This is a genomic window from Rahnella woolbedingensis (assembly GCF_003602095.1).
Lineage (GTDB): Bacteria > Pseudomonadota > Gammaproteobacteria > Enterobacterales > Enterobacteriaceae > Rahnella > Rahnella woolbedingensis.
Window position 1 is genome coordinate 120524 of sequence record NZ_RAHH01000014.1, and the last position, 21058, is coordinate 141581.

General features: G+C 50.7%; 18 protein-coding genes and 2 tRNA genes. 2 read left to right on the forward strand and 18 right to left on the reverse strand.

Annotated features, from left to right (window positions below; translation table 11 throughout):
* Window positions 1–78 precede the first annotated feature (78 nt).
* The 17 genes from D6C13_RS13595 to rlmE form a co-directional block, all read right to left on the reverse strand.
* Window positions 79–2013, reverse strand: coding sequence for a DEAD/DEAH family ATP-dependent RNA helicase (locus D6C13_RS13595; RefSeq protein ID WP_120133266.1), 1935 nt, complete (start codon window positions 2011–2013; stop codon window positions 79–81).
* The gene (yrbN, locus tag D6C13_RS26205) at window positions 2003–2083 is read right to left on the reverse strand and encodes a protein YrbN (protein WP_096335046.1); all 81 of its coding nucleotides are present in this window, start codon (window positions 2081–2083) and stop codon (window positions 2003–2005) included. Before yrbN ends, D6C13_RS13595 begins: the two co-directional genes overlap by 11 nt.
* Before the next feature lie 115 nt (window positions 2084–2198).
* Window positions 2199–3083: a lipoprotein NlpI gene (gene nlpI, locus D6C13_RS13605; protein ID WP_112286786.1), complete on the reverse strand. Its 885-nt coding sequence runs from the start codon at window positions 3081–3083 to the stop codon at window positions 2199–2201.
* 129 nt (window positions 3084–3212) lie between these two features.
* Window positions 3213–5336, reverse strand: coding sequence for a polyribonucleotide nucleotidyltransferase (gene pnp / locus D6C13_RS13610; RefSeq protein WP_120133267.1), 2124 nt, complete (start codon window positions 5334–5336; stop codon window positions 3213–3215).
* A gap of 273 nt (window positions 5337–5609) precedes the next feature.
* Window positions 5610–5879, reverse strand: a complete 270-nt coding sequence (gene rpsO, locus D6C13_RS13615; protein ID WP_120133268.1) for a 30S ribosomal protein S15 — start codon at window positions 5877–5879, stop codon at window positions 5610–5612.
* A gap of 122 nt (window positions 5880–6001) precedes the next feature.
* Window positions 6002–6946, reverse strand: a complete 945-nt coding sequence (gene truB / locus D6C13_RS13620) for a tRNA pseudouridine(55) synthase TruB (protein ID WP_120133269.1) — start codon at window positions 6944–6946, stop codon at window positions 6002–6004.
* Window positions 6946–7359, reverse strand: coding sequence for a 30S ribosome-binding factor RbfA (rbfA, locus tag D6C13_RS13625; protein ID WP_120133270.1), 414 nt, complete (start codon window positions 7357–7359; stop codon window positions 6946–6948). The genes truB and rbfA overlap by 1 nt, the downstream gene beginning before the upstream one ends.
* A 79-nt stretch (window positions 7360–7438) precedes the next feature.
* Complete coding sequence (gene infB / locus D6C13_RS13630) at window positions 7439–10132, reverse strand: translation initiation factor IF-2 (RefSeq protein WP_120133271.1); 2694 nt, start codon at window positions 10130–10132, stop codon at window positions 7439–7441.
* Window positions 10133–10156: 24 nt separating this feature from the next.
* The gene (gene nusA, locus D6C13_RS13635) at window positions 10157–11665 is read right to left on the reverse strand and encodes a transcription termination factor NusA (protein WP_120133272.1); all 1509 of its coding nucleotides are present in this window, start codon (window positions 11663–11665) and stop codon (window positions 10157–10159) included.
* Window positions 11666–11688: 23 nt separating this feature from the next.
* A complete protein-coding gene (gene rimP, locus D6C13_RS13640) occupies window positions 11689–12141 on the reverse strand; it encodes a ribosome maturation factor RimP (RefSeq protein WP_147243271.1) in 453 nt (150 codons plus the stop codon).
* A 229-nt stretch (window positions 12142–12370) separates the two neighbouring features.
* Window positions 12371–12447: transfer RNA gene (locus D6C13_RS13645), tRNA-Met, on the reverse strand.
* 59 nt (window positions 12448–12506) lie between these two features.
* Window positions 12507–12593: transfer RNA gene (locus D6C13_RS13650), tRNA-Leu, on the reverse strand.
* A gap of 86 nt (window positions 12594–12679) precedes the next feature.
* Window positions 12680–13015, reverse strand: coding sequence for a preprotein translocase subunit SecG (gene secG / locus D6C13_RS13655; protein WP_113877110.1), 336 nt, complete (start codon window positions 13013–13015; stop codon window positions 12680–12682).
* A gap of 235 nt (window positions 13016–13250) precedes the next feature.
* The gene (gene glmM, locus D6C13_RS13660) at window positions 13251–14591 is read right to left on the reverse strand and encodes a phosphoglucosamine mutase (RefSeq protein ID WP_120133273.1); all 1341 of its coding nucleotides are present in this window, start codon (window positions 14589–14591) and stop codon (window positions 13251–13253) included.
* Window positions 14592–14593: 2 nt separating this feature from the next.
* Window positions 14594–15433: a dihydropteroate synthase gene (gene folP, locus D6C13_RS13665; RefSeq protein WP_120133274.1), complete on the reverse strand. Its 840-nt coding sequence runs from the start codon at window positions 15431–15433 to the stop codon at window positions 14594–14596.
* A gap of 124 nt (window positions 15434–15557) precedes the next feature.
* Complete coding sequence (ftsH, locus tag D6C13_RS13670; RefSeq protein ID WP_120133275.1) at window positions 15558–17501, reverse strand: ATP-dependent zinc metalloprotease FtsH; 1944 nt, start codon at window positions 17499–17501, stop codon at window positions 15558–15560.
* Between the two features lie 56 nt (window positions 17502–17557).
* Window positions 17558–18187, reverse strand: a complete 630-nt coding sequence (rlmE, locus tag D6C13_RS13675) for a 23S rRNA (uridine(2552)-2'-O)-methyltransferase RlmE (protein WP_120133276.1) — start codon at window positions 18185–18187, stop codon at window positions 17558–17560.
* 182 nt (window positions 18188–18369) lie between these two features.
* On the opposite strand from rlmE, the gene yhbY reads away from it, so the two are divergent.
* Entirely contained in the window at window positions 18370–18666 is a 297-nt protein-coding gene (gene yhbY / locus D6C13_RS13680; protein ID WP_095923662.1) for a ribosome assembly RNA-binding protein YhbY, read from the forward strand.
* A gap of 180 nt (window positions 18667–18846) precedes the next feature.
* On the opposite strand, the gene greA is transcribed toward yhbY, so the two are convergent.
* Window positions 18847–19323 (reverse strand): transcription elongation factor GreA, encoded by a 477-nt coding sequence (greA, locus tag D6C13_RS13685; protein WP_120133277.1) that lies wholly within the window; start codon window positions 19321–19323, stop codon window positions 18847–18849.
* Between the two features lie 281 nt (window positions 19324–19604).
* On the opposite strand from greA, the gene dacB reads away from it, so the two are divergent.
* Entirely contained in the window at window positions 19605–21038 is a 1434-nt protein-coding gene (gene dacB, locus D6C13_RS13690) for a serine-type D-Ala-D-Ala carboxypeptidase (RefSeq protein ID WP_120133278.1), read from the forward strand.
* Window positions 21039–21058 lie beyond the last annotated feature (20 nt).

A 21058-nucleotide genomic window follows, 5' to 3' on the forward strand; every position in this document is an offset into this window, starting at 1 on the left:
AATGACAGACGAAAAAAAACCAGCCGGTGAAGGCTGGTTTTTTATTATCTAAACTTCAGTAAACCGAAGCGCGATAAATTATGCGTCAGTAGTACGACGTGGTGCGCGGCTTGGCGGACGACGGTCGCCAGCTGCTGAAGAACCTTCACGGCGATCACCGCTGAAAGAACGTGGAGCACCGTTACCACGACGTTCACCACCAGCGCCCGCAGGACGGTCACCGTTGAAAGAACGCGGAGCACCATTACCACGACGCTCACCGCCAGCACCAGCCGGACGATCACGACGTGGAGCCTGTGGCACCGCATCACCGATCAGCTGCATGTTCATCGGTTTATTCAGGATACGCGTACGGGTGAAGTGAGACAGGATCTCGCCCGGCATACCTTTTGGCAGTTCGATAGTAGAGTGCGTACCGAACAGCTTGATGTTACCGATGTAACGGCTGCTGATGTCGCCTTCGTTAGCGATAGCGCCAACGATGTGACGAACTTCAACACCATCATCACGACCCACTTCGATGCGATACAGTTCCATTTCGCCAGCGTCACGACGCTCACGACGTGGGCTGTCGCCATCACGTGCAGGACGATCATTGCTGCGAGCCGGACGGTCACGACGATCACCACGATCACCGCGATCGCCACGTTCTTCGAATTCACGACGTGGTGGACGGCTTTTGAAGACCGGATCCGCTGCAACGATCAGAGGACGTTCGCCCTGTGCCATTTTCAGCAGCGCCGCAGCCAGTGTTTCGATGTCCAGCTCTTCTGCAGGTTGCAGTTTAGCCAGCAGGCTACGGTACTGATCCAGATCGCTGCTTTCCAGTTGCTGCTGAACTTTCGCTGCGAATTTAGCCAGACGACGCTCGCCAAGAACTTCTGCAGTTGGGATTTCAACTTCTGGAATGGTCAGCTTCATGGTGCGTTCAATGTTACGCAGCAGACGACGCTCACGGTTCTCAACGAACAGTAATGCGCGACCTGCACGGCCAGCACGACCGGTACGGCCGATACGGTGAACGTAAGATTCTGAGTCCATCGGGATGTCATAGTTAACAACCAGGCTGATACGTTCTACGTCGAGACCACGTGCTGCCACGTCGGTTGCAATCAGAATGTCCAGACGGCCATCTTTCAGACGTTCCAGAGTCTGCTCACGCAGCGCCTGGTTCATGTCACCGTTCAGTGCAGCGCTGCTGTAGCCGCTACGTTCCAGAGCTTCAGCCACTTCCAGCGTCGCGTTTTTGGTACGAACGAAGATGATCGCCGCATCAAAATCTTCTGCTTCAAGGAAACGCACCAGCGCTTCGTTTTTACGCAGACCGTACACAGACCAGTAGCTCTGGCTGATGTCAGGACGGGTCGTGATGCTTGACTGAATACGAACTTCCTGCGGATCTTTCATGAAGCGACGGGTAATGCGACGGATAGCTTCTGGCATGGTTGCAGAGAACAGCGCGGTCTGATGTTCAGCCGGGATCTGCGCCATGATAGTTTCGACGTCTTCGATGAAGCCCATACGCAGCATTTCATCAGCTTCGTCCAGCACCAGGCCGCTCAGGTTAGAGAGGTTCAGGGTGCCGCGTTTCAGGTGGTCCAGCAGACGGCCTGGGGTACCCACAACAACTTGTGGTCCCTGACGCAGTGCGCGCAGCTGAACGTCATAGCGCTGGCCGCCGTAAAGGGCAACCACATTCACGCCATGCATGTGTTTAGAGAAATCAGTCATTGCTTCAGCAACCTGAACCGCCAGTTCGCGGGTAGGTGCCAGAACAAGAATTTGTGGTGCTTTCAGTGAAGCATCAATGTTGTGCAGCAGAGGTAAAGAGAATGCTGCTGTTTTACCGGAACCTGTCTGAGCCATACCCAGAACGTCGCGGCCATTTAACAGGTGAGGAATACACTCAGCCTGGATTGGTGAAGGTTTTTCGTAGCCCAAATCAGTCAGGGCAGAAATGATCGGAGCAGACAGCCCCAGGTCAGCAAAAGAGGTTTCAAGCTCAGTAGTCATGTACACGTGCCTCATTAATAATGGCAGCCAGTCTACATAACTCGTCGAGAAAATTTTCAGTCATTTTCATTGAAAAGTGTGAACCGGCTCAAATTAGATTATAAAACGAACAAAGCAACCCTCGCCCGTTAAGGCGCTTAAAAATGGTAAATACCATGATTAAAAAGGCTGATTGGTGTCGTCAGCTATTGCTGGTCCGATTCTGATAGGTCGTCTTGCTCATGGCCCAAAAGCGCCAATTCCAACAATGCATAGCGGTGCTCAACAAAGTTATGAACGTTGTTAGCTACCGTCAGTTTGAACAGTGCCGCGGCGCTGTTCTTGTCCCCCAGACTTAGGTAATGCTTACCTAAATAGAAGTCAGTTTCACTGAGATGCTCAGCGAGCGAAGTGTTATCCGTTGCTTCTGCCTTGAGGCGTTCCATCAGCGTAGATTCGCTGATTTTGCCCAAGTAGAATTCGACGATATTCCATCCCCATTGCCCTCTGTCCGCTTTGTCATAACGCTCCTGGAGCGCTACTTCGGCATTCTTAGGATTGATTTCTCGCTCCGCAAGATAAAGCCATAACGAACGGAAGGGATCATTTGGATCGTCTCGATAAAACGCCTGCAGATCATCCTGCGCTAACGAGAATCGGCCACCGTAATACAGGGCGATACCTCGGTTCAAACGCGCGTAGTTGTAAGTTGGATCAAGCTCTAGTACAGAATCAAACGCTTCATAGGCAGCATCGAAATTGCCTGCCTGCGTTAGGTAAATCCCCAGGTAGTTAAAAACTTCTGGCATATCAGGACGAATAGACAGCGCTTGTGAAAAATCATTTCGCGCCAGTGCTCTTAGCCCGAGACTATCATACAGCACACCGCGCTCATATAATAGCTGTGCTCTCTCATCATCGGTTAATGACCGGCTGGCAAGTATTTGTTCCATGCGTGCCAGGATGACTTCCTGCTGCAACGTCGGCTGCAACGGAATCGCCAGAACTTCATTTTTACGCCAATCATGGTTGCTGCATCCTGCCAACATAAGTGCTGTCGCAACATAACACCAGCGCAAGAAAGGCTTCATTTCTACTCCCGGAGACAAACATTGGATGAACATCCTGTTATCCGCTTGCTTAACACAAACGCATCCTGCGTTCATGAGACGAACAGCTCCTCCCCAGGTGGAAAGGAGCTGTAAAACTTCTGTTACAGATTATTCTGCTGCAGGTTGCTCAGTTGTTTCGTCTTGAGAAGGTGCGGTAGCTTCTTTGATGCTCAGACGCACACGACCCTGACGGTCAACTTCGAGAACCTTAACCGGCACTTCCTGACCCATCTGCAGGTAATCAGTCACTTTCTCTACACGCTTGTCAGCGATTTGAGAAATGTGAACCAGACCTTCTTTACCGCCGCCGATGGCAACAAACGCACCAAAGTCTACGATACGGGTCACTTTACCCTGATAGATACGGCCAACTTCGATTTCAGCGGTGATCTCTTCGATACGGCGGATAGCGTATTTCGCTTTCTCGCCGTCGGTTGCTGCGATTTTCACAGTACCGTCATCTTCGATTTCGATAGTGGTGCCAGTTTCTTCAGTCAGCGCACGGATTACAGAACCACCTTTACCGATCACGTCCTTGATTTTGTCCGGGCTGATCTTGATGGTGTGAATACGTGGAGCAAACTGAGAGATATCGCCACGTGGAGTGCTGATAGCCTGTTCCATCACGCCCAGAATGTGCAGACGCGCACCCTTAGCCTGGTTCAGAGCCACCTGCATGATTTCGCGGGTGATACCTTCGATTTTGATGTCCATCTGCAGCGCGGTGATACCGTCGCGGCTACCGGCAACTTTAAAGTCCATGTCGCCCAAGTGATCTTCGTCACCCAGAATGTCGGACAGAACGATAAAGCTTTCGCCTTCTTTAACCAGGCCCATTGCGATACCCGCAACAGCTGCTTTAATTGGCACGCCTGCATCCATCAGGGCCAGAGATGCGCCACAAACAGAAGCCATTGAAGATGAACCGTTAGATTCAGTGATTTCAGAAACCACACGTACGGTATACGGGAAGTCTTCTGGTTTTGGCATCATTGCCAGCACGCCACGTTTAGCAAGACGGCCATGGCCAATCTCACGACGTTTTGGCGAACCTACCATACCGGTCTCACCAACAGAGTACGGAGGGAAGTTGTAGTGGAACAGGAAGCTATCAGTCTTCTCGCCCATCAGCTCATCCAGGTTCTGTGCATCACGGGCAGTACCCAGAGTTGCAGTAACCAGTGCCTGAGTTTCACCACGGGTGAACAGCGCTGAACCGTGAGTACGTGGCAGAACGCCAGTACGCACATCCAGACCACGGATCATGTCTTTTTCGCGACCATCGATACGTGGCTCGCCACGCAGAACACGGCTACGAACCACATTCTTCTCGATGCTGCCCAGAATGTCAGAGATTTCGCCAGCGTCCAGAGAGTCGTCTTCAGCTTGCAGAGCCTGAACAACGTCAGATTTGATGACGTTAATCTGGTTGTAACGCTCTTGTTTCTCAGTGATCAGGTACGCATCACCCAGACGGGATTCAGACAGTGCAGCCACGCGAGCGTGCAACTCAGCGTTAACCACTTCTGGCTGCCAGTCCCATTTTGGTTTGCCGGCTTCAGCAACCAATGAGTTGATGTTATCAATAACGATTTGTTGTTGTTCGTGGCCGAATACGACCGCGCCCAGCATTTGATCTTCGCTCAGAACTTCTGCTTCAGATTCAACCATCAGAACAGCGCCCTGAGTACCCGCAACAACCAGGTCCAGACGGCTTGTTTTCAGCTCATCTGCGGTTGGGTTCAGAACGTACTGGTCGTTGATGTAACCCACGCGTGCAGCACCGATTGGGCCGTTGAATGGAATACCAGACAGGCTCAGGGCAGCAGACGCACCGATCATCGCAACGATGTCAGGGTTAACTTGTGGGTTCAGGGAAACCACAGTCGCGATAACCTGAACTTCATTCAGGAAGGAGTCCGGGAACAGAGGACGGATCGGGCGGTCAATCAGACGTGAAGTCAGAGTTTCGCCTTCGCTTGGACGGCCTTCACGACGGAAGAAGCTACCCGGGATACGACCAGCAGCGTAAGTACGCTCCTGATAGTTAACAGTCAGCGGGAAGAAGCTCTGACCTGGTTTCGCTTTTTTCTGGCCAACAACGGTAACGAATACCGCGGTGTCGTCCATGCTAACCATAACAGCTGCAGTTGCCTGACGAGCCATCATGCCGGTTTCCAGCGTAACGGTGTGCTGGCCGTATTGGAATTTACGAATAGTCGGATTAAGCAATGTAATGTCCTTTTGTATGACGCGCAGCTGTTATGACAGCAGTTCACGCCGATCAATATCCGAGCTTCTCACTACATTCTCGCGACTAATGACAATCCTTATATACCTGGCAATGTGGCAATAAAGTCTCTCATTAGCCGCGCGAAAACATCTGTAACGGAAGTTCATGTACTTAGAATAACAACGGAAACAGCAGCCATACAGTACCCTGATTTGGCGTCGCTTCCTAGAATAAAGGGGCCTATTGGCCCCTTTACACTGAAACTCGCTTGATTAGCGACGCAGACCCAGACGCTCGATCAGGCTGGTGTAACGTGCTACATCTTTACGCTTCAGGTAGTCCAGCAGTTTACGACGCTGAGAAACCATACGCAGCAGACCACGACGGCTGTGGTGATCTTTTTTGTGCTCTGCAAAGTGACCTTGCAGATGGTTAATTTGAGCAGTCAGCAGAGCAACCTGAACTTCGGAAGAACCACTGTCGTTAGTGCCACGACCGAAGTCGGAAACGATTTGAGCTTTAGCTTCAACGCTTAGAGACATAATCTTACTCCAAAATATTATAGATAATTAAACGGGTGCCGATCTCTAATTCAGCAACCCAATGCATAAGCTGCGCTATTCTACCCTTTGCCATATATGATCGCAAGGTGAGCAGAAAGCGCTTAATCCGTGTATTCGACGACCAGACGACGCGGCGCAATGCGGCCATCGTCATCAATTTCGCCCACACCGATAAACTTACGTTCTTCGCCTTCAGTGATGCGAACCATGCCACTGGCTGGTGCGCCAGACGCCTGAACAGGTTGGCCCTGTTTAACGTATCCGGCGACGACAGGCAGCAGGTTCACTTCCGGGAAGTCTTCACACGCGCTGTCCATAGGCAACAACAACGGATCTAGCAGTAAGCGTGGCTCAATGCCCTGCTCTTCTGCCTGAGCGATCAGCTCATGGAGTTTTTCCATGGTGACCATGCGCTCAGACGGATAGGTTGCGACCTGCAAACGGCGCAAATACGTGACGTGCGCACCACAGCCCAATTTTTCGCCCATATCATCCACAATCGTGCGGATATAAGTGCCTTTTGAACAGTGGATTTCTAATTCAACCTCGAAGCCTTCCCAGCGGATGAACTTCAGCTCATACACGGTAATGCTGCGCGATTCTCGCGGTACTTCGATGCCCTGACGTGCGTACTCATACAGTTTTTTCCCTTCATATTTCAGCGCGGAATACATGGAAGGAATCTGCCGGGTTTCACCGCGGAAGCTGTCGAGTGCTTCGTCTAGTTGCTGCTGAGTGAAGGTCATTTCACGTTCAGAAATGATGGCACCTTCAGCATCTGACGTATCGGTGCGTTGTCCCATACGGGCAATCACGCGATAACGCTTGTCAGAATCGAGCAGGAACCGGGAAAACTTGGTCGCTTCGCCTAAGCACAGCGGCAACATACCGGTGGCTAAAGGATCGAGCGCGCCGGTATGTCCTGCCCGGTTAGCGTTGTAAAGGCGTTTAACCTTTTGCAGGGCATCGTTAGAAGACAAGCCTAAAGATTTGTCCAGTAGCAGAACGCCGTGTATATCACGGCCGCGGCGACGTGGGCGACTCATTATGCTTCCTCGTCATCGCCTGCAGCTGAACGACGTTCAGCATCGTTTTTCACGACGTTGGTCACCAGATTGGACATACGCATACCTTCAACCAAAGAGTTGTCGTAAGCGAAAGTCAGTTCTGGTACGACACGCAAACGCATCGCTTTTCCGATCAGCGTACGGATAAAACCGGACGCGTCCTGCAAAGCTTTGATGCCATTCTTAACACGATCAGGATCGTGATTTTCAGTGGTCAGCACGTCCAGAAAGGTCACGAACACTTTGGCATAAGCCAGGTCACGTGAAACTTCAACGCCTGAAACGGTCGCCATGCCTACGCGCGGGTCTTTGACTTCACGCTGTAAGATAATGGCGATTTCTTTTTGCATCTCCTGAGAGACGCGCTGAGTACGGCTAAATTCTTTTGCCATGATGCTTTTCTCCTCACTTGCTCCAGACAAATAAGGGGGCGCAAGGCCCCCCATCTGGATATCAGCTACTTCGCAAACGTTAAGCGATAGTACGTTTGATCTCGATGATTTCGAAGACTTCGATCACATCACCAGTACGCACATCGTTGTAGTTCTTAACGCCGATACCACATTCCATGCCGTTACGAACTTCAGCAACGTCATCTTTGAAGCGACGCAGGGATTCCAGTTCGCCTTCGTAGATCACCACGTTTTCACGCAGTACACGGATTGGGTTGTTACGCTTGATCATACCCTCAGTCACCATACAACCTGCAATAGCGCCGAATTTCGGTGACTTGAACACGTCACGAACTTCAGCCAGGCCGATGATTTGCTGTTTGTACTCTGGCGCCAACATACCGCTCATCGCCTGTTTAACTTCGTCAATCAGGTTATAGATAACGGAATAGTAACGCAGATCCAGGCTTTCGTTTTCTACGACACGGCGGGCAGAAGCATCTGCACGGACGTTAAAGCCCAGGATGATCGCGTTGGAAGCAGCGGCCAGTGTTGCGTCAGTCTCGGTGATACCACCGACACCCATACCGACGATTTTAACTTTAACTTCGTCAGTAGACAGATTCTGCAACGCATCGGAAATCGCTTCGCAAGAACCCTGAACGTCTGATTTCAGAACGATGTTCAGTTCAGAAACTTCGCCTTCAGTCATGTTCGCGAACATGTTTTCCAGTTTAGATTTCTGCTGACGAGCCAGTTTCACTTCGCGGAATTTACCCTGACGATACAGAGCAACTTCACGAGCTTTCTTCTCGTCACGAACAACAGTCACTTCATCACCCGCAGCCGGAACGCTGGACAGACCCAGAACTTCGACAGGGATAGAAGGACCCGCAGACGTAATGTCACGACCCATTTCGTCACGCATCGCACGGACACGGCCGTATTCGAAGCCACACAGAATGATGTCGCCTTTGTTCAGAGTACCTTCCTGAACCAGAACGGTTGCAACCGGGCCACGACCTTTGTCCAGGAAGGACTCGATCACAACGCCACTTGCCATACCCGTGCGAACGGCTTTCAGTTCCAGAACTTCAGCTTGCAGCAGGATAGCCTGCAACAGATCGTCGATACCGGTACCGACTTTCGCAGAAACGTGGATGAACTGAGATTCACCGCCCCACTCTTCTGGCATAACGCCATACTGAGACAATTCAGTACGAACGCGGTCTGGGTCAGAGTCTGGCTTATCAATTTTGTTCACTGCAACCACGATTGGCACGCCAGCAGCTTTCGCATGCTGTACGGCTTCGATGGTTTGTGGCATCACGCCATCATCTGCTGAAACAACCAGAACAACGATATCCGTTGCCTGAGCACCACGAGCACGCATTGATGTAAATGCGGCGTGTCCCGGTGTATCCAGGAAGGTGATCATGCCGTTTTCAGTTTCGACGTGGTACGCACCGATGTGCTGGGTAATACCGCCGGCTTCGCCTGCTGCCACTTTCGTAGAACGAATGTAGTCGAGCAATGAAGTTTTACCGTGGTCAACGTGGCCCATGATGGTCACAACCGGAGCACGTGGCTCAGCGGCAGCAGAAGAAGCTGTATCACGATCGCTCATCAGCGCTTCTTCCAGCTCGTTCTCACGACGCAGGATAACTTTGTGGCCCATTTCTTCCGCAACCAGTTGAGCAGTTTCCTGATCAATGACCTGGTTGATGGTGGCCATGGCGCCCAGTTTCATCATAGTTTTGATGACCTGAGAACCTTTAACTGCCATTTTGTTTGCCAGCTCAGCAACAGTAATGGTTTCACCCACGACAACATCGCGGTTCACTGCAACAACAGGCTTGTTAAAGCTCTGCTGTAAGGTGCTTGGCTTACGCTTACCTTTACCGTTACGGCCAACAGCACGGGCTTCTTCGCGATCCGCTTTAGATTCGGACAGTTTGTTGCCTTTTTTCTGTTTGGTCGCTTTTCCACCACGGGTACGGGTACGACGTTCGCCTTCAACTTTGGCGTCATTCTCGTCTTCAGCAGCACGAGCATGGGTAGAAGTGGTGACATGGTAGTCAGCAGATTCTGATTCGCTTGGCGCGACAGCTTCAGTCCAGACACCAGAGTCAGCCATTTTACGGGCTTCTTCTGCGATGCGTTTGGCGTTTTCTTCGATCTTACGCTGGGCTTCTTCTTCCGTTTTGCGTTTCAGCTCTGCGGCTTCAGCTTCACGGCGGGCTTTCTCTGCCTGAGCTGGTTTAGTTACTTCGTCAGTATGTTGATTCGTCACTTTATCTTTTTCCGCTGCATCACGCTTAGCTTTATCAGCGGCCTCACGTTTAGCTTGCTCTTCGGCGGCGCGTTTGGCTTTTTCCTGAGCTTCGCGCTGGGCTTGCTCTGCTGCTGCACGCTGTGCCTGTTCTTCCGCGTCACGCTTCGCCTGCTCTTCCGCTTCGGCCTGGGCAACTTCTGCCTCGGTCATATCACGTTTAACATAAGTGCGTTTCTTGCGGACCTCGATTTGCACCGATTTACTCTTCCCGCCGGTGCTCGGAATATTCAGTGTACTACGCGTTTTGCGTTGTAACGTCAGTTTGTTTGTCGCACCGGCATTTCCGCCATTCAGGTGCGCCAATAAAGTTTCTTTTTCTTGCTGGGTCACAGAGTCAGCTTCGGACTTCGAGATCCCTGCATCAGCAAATTGCTGTACCAGGCGATCTACCGGAGTCTCAATCTCTGCCGCCAGCGATTTTACAGTTACATCTGTCATGCTGTTCCTTCCTGCTACAGTTTATTACGCGTTGTCGCCAAACCAGCAGATATTGCGCGCGGCCATGATAAGTTCACCAGCCTGCTCGTCAGTAAGACCTTCAATATCAGCCAGATCGTCGACACCCTGCTCGGCAAGATCTTCCAGCGTACAAACCCCTTGTGCAGCCAGTTTAAACGCCATGCTACGTTCCAGACCCGCCAGATTAAGCAGATCGTCAGCAGGCTTTTTGTCACCGAGACTTTCTTCCTGAGCTAAAGCCAGTGTGGTCAGCGCTTCTTTCGCACGTTCGCGCAGCGCATCCACGGTGTCTTCATCCAGGCCGTCGATTTCAAGCAGTTCGTTGACTGGCACGTAAGCCAGTTCTTCAAGCGTTGAGAAACCTTCTTCTACCAGCACCGTAGCGAAATCTTCATCGATGGCCAGGTATTTGGTAAAGGTAGCAATCGCAGCGTGTGCCTCAGCCTGATGTTTGGCTTGCAGGTCGTCTGCTGTCATCACGTTCAGTTCCCACTTGTCATCACCACGATGCTGTTTCAACAATTGGGAGGCCAAACGCACGTTCTGGCCATTACGGCCAATCGCCTGTGCCAGATTGCTGGCTTCAACGGCGATATCCATGGTGCATTTATCTTCATCAACAACGATGGAAGCGACATCTGCCGGTGCCATTGCGTTGATTACGAATTGCGCAGGATTGTCATCCCAAAGGATGATATCGATTCGTTCACCGCCCAGTTCACTGGAAACCGCCTGAACGCGTGCACCACGCATACCGACACAAGCACCGACCGGGTCGATACGTTTGTCGTTGGTTTTTACTGCAATTTTCGCACGGGAGCCAGGATCACGGGCTGCCGCTTTAATTTCGATCAACTCTTCGCCAATTTCAGGCACTTCAATGCGGAACAACTCAATAAGCATCTCGTTACGTGAACGGCTGACGAACAGCTGGGCACCGCGAGCTTCAGGGCGAACATCATACAGAACGCCGCGAATACGGTCGCCGGAGCGGAAGTTTTCACGCGGAAGCATATCTTCACGCAGAATAACGGCTTCAGCGTTGCTGCCTAAATCCAGAGCGATGCTGTCACGGTTAACTTTCTTAACCACGCCGGTGACGATCTCACCTTGCTGCTCACGGAATTGATCAACCACCATCGCACGCTCTGCTTCACGTACTTTCTGTACGATAACTTGCTTAGCAGTTTGCGTGGTGATGCGGTCAAAAGTGACCGACTCGATTTGATCTTCAATATATCCGCCGAGGTCGATTGACGGATCTTCGTATTGTGCAGCTTCGAGGGTGATTTCGCGGGTCGGCTGCGTCACTTCATTGACTGCCACCCAACGACGAAAGGTATCGAAGTCACCTGTTTTGCGGTCAATGCTGACGCGGACTTCGATTTCCTGCTCGTATTTTTTCTTGGTCGCCGTTGATAATGCAATTTCCAGCGCTTCAAAAATCTTCTCGCGCGGGAGGGATTTTTCATTAGAAACTGCTTCTACAACAGCCAGAATCTCTTTGTTCATCCTAGTTGCCTCTTCCAAACTCTTTAAAAGTGGGGTACCAGGTTCGCTTTCTGGATGTTGCTCAGTGCGAACACTTCATCTTTCCCTTCCACTGTCACCGTGATCATCTCGCCTTCGACAGCCTTAATAATGCCCTGCCATTTGCGACGATTCTGCACTGCCATACGCAGAACAATGCTGACTTCGTCACCCAGGAAACGTTGATAATGTTCAGCGGTGAACATAGGACGATCAAGGCCTGGAGAGGAAACTTCCAGGTTGTAGGCAACGGTGACTGGATCTTCAACGTCCAGCACAGCGCTCACCTGGTGGCTGACATCAGCACAATCATCAACATTGATCCCGGCGTCACTATCAATATAGATGCGCAACGTCGATTGGCGAGCCCGAACGAACTCGATGCCCACCAGCTCAAAGCCAAGTGCCTCGACTGGTGCTGTAATCAGCTCTGTTAATTTTTGTTCTAATGTGGACAAGCCCACCCCCAAGACATAAAAAAAGGGCTAAATAGCCCAGTGATTCTGTTGCCAAATAACAAAAAACCCCGATAAATCGGGGCTTTATGCAACTGGACCCTATTCGCCGCATAGCGGCTTCGGTACAACTTTCGCGAAGTGTTATTTCAAATAGAAGCTTTCAAATTGGAACTGCAGAACATCACAGGTAGACACTGAAAGTCTATTTGAAATAAACACTTAGGGAAAGTGGTTGCGGGGGCCGGATTTGAACCGACGACCTTCGGGTTATGAGCCCGACGAGCTACCAGGCTGCTCCACCCCGCGTCCGAAAACGTGGCAAATACTACGCCGATAATCGCTAAAAAGCAAATTATCATAAAGATTGGTACCGAGGACGGGACTTGAACCCGTAAGCCCATTCGGGCACTACCACCTCAAGGTAGCGTGTCTACCAATTCCACCACCTCGGCACTCTTTTTTTTCACAATCGCTTGTACTGTCCAAGTACGAGCCACTGTTTAAAACCTTTCACTTCTTGCGATAAGAAGGTTACTGCTTAGTGAGGAACGTCACTGTTAGGCGCTGCTGGAGCTGCCGGTGCAGTGGTCTGCTCAGTTTTCGCTGGCTGACTCAGGTTTTCCCACTCACTACCTTTTTGGCTTTTATTGGTGCTCATGTTCCCGAGAATCAAACTAATGATAAAGAACAGTGCTGCCAAAATGCCGGTCATACGGGTCATGAAGTTACCGGAACCACTCGAACCGAACAATGTGCCAGAAGCACCTGCTCCGAAAGAGGCTCCCATATCAGCGCCTTTACCTTGTTGCAGCATAACCAGAGCAACAAGCCCGATTGCTACGATAAGGAAAATCACCAGAAGAGCGTCGTACATAGTAGTACCTGTATCCTCGCGGGTTCACCGCATGCCAATTGCTTCTCACCATTTAGCAGGTCGTTCAAGGACCCACTGAAGCGGGTGTGAATACTAACCAAAGCCGTATTGCCGCGCAAGGGCAATTTTCATCAAACTGTTCGTTTGCGGAAAAAAACGGCAAATTGGCAGAAAAGTGGCTGGCAGGACGTTGTTCAGCCACGCATATCTCGAAAATTCGCCGTTTTTTATCAGGTTACGCTTTGACTGCTTTTACAGCATCAGCAATGCGGTTAGCCAGTTTTTCAACCAGACTCGCATCTTCACCTTCTACCATGACACGCAGCAGAGGCTCAGTTCCTGATTTACGTAACAGCACCCGGCCGCGGCCTGCTAACTGTTTTTCAACTTCGGCCGTCACCTGCTTAACTTCGTCGGATTCCAGCGGATCATGCTCACCGGCAAAACGGACGTTAATCAGGATTTGTGGCAGCAATTTCATGCCACTGCACAGATCATGCAGGCTCATGTGATTACGTACCATGGCGGTAAGCACTTGCAAACCGGCCACAATGCCGTCACCCGTGGTGGTTTTATCCAGCAGGATAATGTGACCTGAGTTTTCAGCCCCGATACTCCAGCCTTTTTCCTGCATTTTTTCCAGCACGTAGCGGTCGCCCACTTTCGCGCGGGTGAACGGAATACCGAGCTGCTTTAATGCCAGTTCCAAACCCATATTGCTCATTAAAGTGCCGACGGCGCCACCTTTGAGCTGCCCCTGACGCAGGCCTTCACGTGCAATGATGTAGAGGATCTGGTCGCCATCCACTTTATTGCCTTCATGATCGACCATAATCAGACGATCGCCGTCACCGTCAAACGCCAGTCCTACATGAGCTTTTTCTGCCAGAACGCGTTGCTGTAACTGACGGACATCGGTCGCACCGCACTCTTCGTTGATGTTCATCCCATCCGGATCGCAGCCGATGGTGATCACTTTCGCACCCAGTTCACGCAGAACGCTTGGCGCGATGTGATAGGTCGCGCCATTGGCACAATCCACAACGATTTTCAGCCCGTTCAGGCTCAGTTCGCTCGGGAATGTCCCTTTACAGAATTCGATATAACGACCGGCTGCATCGACGATACGGCTGGCCTTACCCAACGCGGCAGATTCTACGCAGGTGAGAGGTTTTTCAAGCTCAGCTTCAATGGCTTCTTCCACTTCATCGGGCAATTTAGTGCCATCAGTCGTGAAGAATTTGATGCCGTTATCGTAGAAAGGGTTATGCGAAGCAGAAATCACAATCCCGGCTTCAGCACGGAAAGTACGTGTCAGATACGCAACCGCAGGTGTGGGCATCGGGCCGGTGAAAGAAGCAGACAGCCCTGCGGCCGCCAGACCGGCTTCAAGCGCAGACTCCAGCATGTAGCCGGAAATACGGGTATCTTTACCGATAATCACTTTACCTGAGCCATGACGCGCTAATACTTTGCCTGCAGCCCAGCCCAGTTTGAGAACGAAATCAGGAGTAATCGGGCTATCGCCTACTTTTCCACGTATGCCATCAGTACCAAAATATTTACGGTTGCTCATAATTAATTTTTATCCCTTGCAGAAAGTGTCGCTTCCACGATACGCATCGCTTCGACGGTTTCTTTAACATCATGTACGCGAACTATCTGAGCTCCCTGCATGGCAGCAATCACAGCGCAGGCAACACTGCCCGTCACACGTTTCTCCGGTGACACATGCAGCAACTGCCCTACCATAGATTTCCTCGACATCCCCACCAGAAGTGGCAACCCGAAGTGATGGAACTCAGCCAGCCTGGCGAGTAGCAGGTAGTTATGTTCTAAATTTTTACCGAAACCGAAGCCCGGGTCGAGCAGCAATTTGTTTTTCGGAATGCCGGCATTCACACAACGGGCAATTTGATCGACAAAATACTGGTCTACTTGCGCAACGACGTTGTCGTAATGCGGGGCGTGCTGCATGGTTTTCGGGTCGCCTTGCATGTGCATCAGACAAACGGGTAATCCCGTTTCTGCCGCTGCCTGCAATGCTTCCGGCTCCTGAAGTGAACGAATATCGTTAATCAGATGCATACCGACATTTGCTGCTTCGCGGATAACCGACGCTTTCGAGGTATCCACGGAGATCCAGACATCAAAACGTCGGGCTATTGCTTCTACGACCGGCACCACACGGGCCAGTTCTTCCTCTTCGCTGACTTCAGCCGCACCCGGACGCGTTGATTCGCCGCCGATATCCAGGATTGTTGCCCCGGCATCGACCATCGCCTGAGCATGCCGAAGCGCAAGATCCAATGTGTTGTGTCGCCCGCCATCAGAAAATGAATCCGGGGTAACATTCAGGATCCCCATCACCTGGGGAAAAGTGAGATCCAGTGTCGACTCTCTGGCTGTGAGGTGCATAAATCATGTCCCTTCTGGTCATTCGTAGAGGCAGTTTCAAATTCCGATGCAAAGAATGCACGCATAAAAAACCCCGGGCAAGCCCGGGGTTGTGTGTTATCTGCGTTATTTTCCAACCAGCTGCTTATTTGCCGCTGAATTGCTCAAACATCGTGTTGCCAGGATTTGGCGTACGAGGTTCGTCAACTGGCGTTGGCGCTTTTGGAGCACCGCCGTCGTTAGAATTGCTGCTGCCGTTTTTACCGTTAGCATCATCCCAGCCAGCTGGCGGGCGAACTTCTGTACGGTTCATCAGGTCATCAATTTGTGGCGCATCGATGGTTTCGTACTTCATCAGGGCATCTTTCATTGAATGAAGGATATCCATGTTTTCCATCAAAAGCGTACGCGCACGAACGTAGTTACGTTCAACCAGAGATTTCACTTCCTGATCGATGATGCGGGCAGTTTCATCAGACATATGTTTGGCTTTCGCGACTGAACGACCGAGGAAGACTTCGCCTTCTTCTTCCGCATACAGCAACGGACCTAATTTCTCTGAGAAGCCCCACTGCGTAACCATGTTACGGGCAATAGAGGTGGCAACCTTGATGTCGTTTGACGCACCGGTCGACACTTTTTCCACACCGTAGATGATCTCTTCTGCAAGACGGCCACCGTACAAGGTAGAAATCTGGCTTTCGAGTTTCTGACGGCTGGCACTGATAGCATCGCCTTCAGGCAGGAAGAAGGTCACACCTAATGCACGGCCACGAGGAATAATGGTCACTTTATGCACAGGGTCATGCTCAGGAACCAGACGACCAATAATAGCGTGGCCTGCTTCATGATATGCAGTGGACTCTTTCTGCGATTCAGTCATCACCATGGAACGGCGCTCAGCACCCATCATGATTTTGTCTTTGGCTTTTTCGAACTCAACCATCGACACCACACGTTTGTTACCACGTGCAGAGAACAATGCCGCTTCGTTGACCAGGTTAGCCAGGTCAGCACCCGAGAAGCCAGGGGTACCACGGGCAATCACAGACGCATCAACGTCAGTAGCCAGCGGAACGCGACGCATGTGAACTTTAAGGATCTGTTCACGACCACGTACGTCTGGCAAGCCCACAACAACCTGACGGTCGAAACGGCCCGGACGCAGTAATGCCGGGTCAAGAACGTCCGGACGGTTGGTTGCGGCGATCACGATAATACCTTCGTTACCTTCGAAGCCATCCATCTCAACCAACATCTGGTTCAGCGTCTGTTCACGTTCATCGTGACCACCACCTAAACCTGCACCACGCTGACGGCCAACGGCGTCGATTTCATCGATAAAGATGATACATGGAGCGGCTTTCTTCGCCTGTTCAAACATGTCACGCACACGAGATGCACCGACACCCACGAACATTTCTACGAAGTCAGAACCCGAAATCGTAAAGAATGGCACTTTGGCTTCACCGGCGATCGCTTTCGCCAGCAAGGTTTTACCGGTACCCGGAGGACCGACCATCAGAACGCCTTTAGGAATTTTACCGCCCAGTTTCTGGAAACGGCTCGGTTCGCGCAGGTAATCTACCAGCTCGCTCACCTCTTCCTTCGCTTCGTCACAACCTGCAACGTCAGCAAACGTGGTTTTGATTTGGTCTTCCGTCAGCATGCGGGCTTTGCTTTTACCAAAGGACATTGCGCCTTTGCCACCGCCACCCTGCATTTGTCGCATAAAGAATATCCAGACGCCAATCAGAAGCAGCATCGGGAACCATGAAATGAAGATAGTCGCCAGGAAACTCTGCTGTTCAGGCGGTTCACCAACAACTTTCACGTTTTTGCTCAGCAGCGTATCCAGCAATTTAGGATCATTAACCGGGATATAGGTTGTGTATTTGCTGCTGTCTTTTTTGATAACGTCAATCGCACGTCCATTGATACGTACTTCACGGACCTGGTCTTGGGCCACTTCGGTTGTAAAGGTAGTGTAATCTACCTTACTGCCATTAGATTCGCTGGGACCAAAACTCTGAAATACAGACATCAATACAACTGCGATGACTAACCAGAGGATCAGGTTCTTCGCCATGTCACTCAAGGGATTAACCTCATATTACAACTGTGTTAACAAACAGCGTTAGGGAACTACAGTTTCCGCCCTGTCGCTACGATGTACACTTCTCGCGAACGTGCTCGGGAAGCGTCTGGCTTACGAATCTTCACCTTCGTAAACAGGGAGCGAATTTCCCGCAGGTATTCATCAAAGCCATCTCCCTGAAACACCTTCACCAGGAAACTTCCGCCTGGTGCTAATACATCCCGACACATATCCAGTGCTAATTCAACCAGATACATCGATTTTGGAATATCGACTGCCGGAGTACCGCTCATATTAGGCGCCATGTCAGACATGACCACCTGAACTTTATTTTCTCCCACGCGTTCAAGCAACGCTTTGAGAACTAATTCATCACGAAAATCCCCCTGAAGGAAATCGACTCCAACAATAGGATCCATAGGTAAAAGGTCAAGAGCAATAATGCGCCCTTTGCTACCGATTTGCGTCGCCACGAACTGTGACCAACCGCCCGGAGCTGCACCTAAATCGACCACCGTCATACCTTGTTTAAACAGCTTATCGCTTTGCTGTATTTCATCAAGTTTAAACCAGGCACGGGAGCGCAGCCCTTTTTTCTGTGCTTGTAGCACATATTTATCGCTAAAGTGTTCCTGCAACCAGCGACTGGAACTTGCAGAACGCTTCTTATTAGACATTATTTAGTAACCATATAGTTGTCCAACCACCCTAAGTTAGAGCCTTTGGAACAAGCTGTTAGCATCATGACGTCTATGGCTAAGTCAGTATAATTGCCTTCCCGAAGCAGTCCGGGTTGGTCATATACATGAGATGGCGGTAGAATGACCCGTTTTCAATCCCAACTTAAGCAAAAAAGACGATGAATCTTAACAATAAACAAAAACAGTACCTGAAAGGTCTGGCACATCCACTGAAACCGGTTGTTATGCTGGGCAACAACGGCCTGACAGAAGGTGTGTTGGCCGAAATCGAACAGGCACTGCAACATCACGAACTGATCAAGGTAAAAGTCGCGGCAGAAGAACGTGAGACGAAGACCTTGATCGTAGACGCGATTGTGCGTGAAACCAAGGCGTGTAATGTGCAAGTCATCGGCAATATGCTGGTACTTTATCGCCCTTCCACCGAAGACCGCAAAATTATCTTACCGCGTTAATCCATTTAGGTTTAACGAAAAGCGCTGTAGATTTTCGGAAAGGTGCCACGAAATCACGTTCAGGGGAAGGTCTCAGCAGGCCTTTTTACTTTAGTTTTCAATTTACTGTGAAGCAATTCACTGCATGAATGTGAGAATTACAGGGCGAAACATCGCGTTTCGCCCTTTTTAATGCAGATTTTAGAGGTATTCGACCTTCAATACTTCAAACTCAACATCACCGCCAGGCGTTTTGATGACCACAACGTCATCCTGTTCTTTCCCGATCAAACCCCGTGCAATCGGGGAATTAACAGAAATGAGGTTCTGCTTAAAATCAGCTTCGTCGTCACCCACAATGCGGTATTTCTGTTCTTCTTCGGTGTCCAGATTCATTACAGTTACTGTGGCACCAAAAATCACGCGGCCAGTGGCTGGCATTTTGGTCACATCAATAACCTGAGCATTCGAAAGCTTAGCTTCGATTTCCTGGATACGCCCTTCACAAAAACCCTGCTGCTCACGCGCAGCATGGTATTCAGCATTCTCTTTTAAATCGCCGTGCTCACGTGCGGTCGCGATATCAGCAATGATTTTCGGACGACGGACACCTTTCAGGTGATCCAGTTCTTCACGTAATCTTTCTGCGCCACGCAATGTCATCGGAATCGGTTTCATATCTTCATTACCTCTAACTTGGTCCTTTCGGTAAACACCGTCCTGATTGAATCAGGTAAGAAATTAAGCCAGCTCTTCTGACCGACTCTCTGGCGAAAAACAAAAAAAACCTCACCCGGAGTTGCCACCAGGCCAGGATTCATTTTGCAATTTGATTCGTATTTTAACGTAGAGTTCCTTGAGGATCATCGTTTACTTTCAGCCACGTTGCGCCTTGGTTCGTAGCATCGTAGTATGGCACCACATTATCCCGCCGTTACCCAGAGCCTTTACTCAAAATAATGCGTTTTTTACGAATTGTCAGTGGATTAGCATGCGCGTTTGTACTGAATACAAATGCGGCTCAGATCGAAAATTACACAGAATATCTGCCTGACGGCACGAATCTGGCTGTGCTGGTACAGAAAATTGGCGCGCCTGCGCCTGCTATAGACTATCACGGTACCCAAATGGCGCTGCCCGCCAGTACCATGAAGATTCTGACCGCGCTGGCGGCTTTGCTGCAACTGGGCCCAGATTTTCGTTTCACCACCACACTCGAAACACCAGGTTCCATTTCTGATGGCGTATTAAAGGGCGATCTGGTTGCTCGTTTTTCCGGCGATCCGACTTTAAAACGTCAGAATATTCGGAATATGGTCGCCGTATTGAAAAAACAGGGCGTCAAAGAAATCACCGGTGATGTGGTCATCAATACGTCGGTTTTTGCCAGCCATGATAAAGCGCCGGGATGGCCGTGGAACGACATCACCCAATGCTTCAGCGCTCCGCCGGCAGCAGCTATTGTCGACAGAAACTGTTTCTCAGTCTCGCTGTATAGCGCCCCGAAGCCTGACGAAAACGCATTTATCCGCGTGGCTTCATACTACCCGGTGCATATGTTCAGCGAAGTGCGCACTCTGGCGAAAGGCTCACCGGATGCACAATATTGTGAACTGGACGTCGTACCCGGTGAATTCAACCGCTATACCCTCACTGGCTGTCTGACTCAACGCAGCGAACCTTTGCCGCTGGCGTTCGCGATTCAGGATGGTGCCAGTTATGCCGGCGCTATACTGAAAGATGATCTGTTGCAGGCTGACATTCAGATTGATGGCACGTTAAAGCGTCAGACTCAGCCAACACCGGCTGGCACCGTACTGGCACAAACCCAGTCGGCGCCATTGCATGACCTGTTGCATCAGATGCTGAAAAAATCAGACAACATGATCGCCGATACGGTATTTCGTACTATTGGTCATCAGCGTTTTGGCGTGCCGGGAACGTGGCGTGCGGGCTCAGATGCTGTCCGTCAGATTTTGCGTCAAAAAGCAGGCGTGGATTTAGGCAACTCTATCCAGGTCGATGGATCCGGTCTTTCGCGCCATGACTTGCTGTCACCGGCCACTATGATGCAGGTGCTGCAATACATCGCGCAGCACGATAAAGAGTTAGACTTTATCTCAATGCTGCCACTCGCCGGTCATGACGGAACCTTGCAATATCGCGGCGGTCTTCATGAAGCTGGCGTTGACGGCAAAGTGTCAGCGAAAACCGGCTCCCTGTCTGGCGTGTATAACCTTGCAGGCTTTATTACGACAGCCAGCGGACAGCGAATGGCCTTTGTACAGTTCCTCTCTGGCTATGCAGTCCCACCTGAAGATCAACGCACACGACGGGCTCCTCTGGTGCGCTTCGAAAGCCGTCTCTACAGGGATATCTACCAAAATAATTAACCACGGAGAAGTGCCAGACA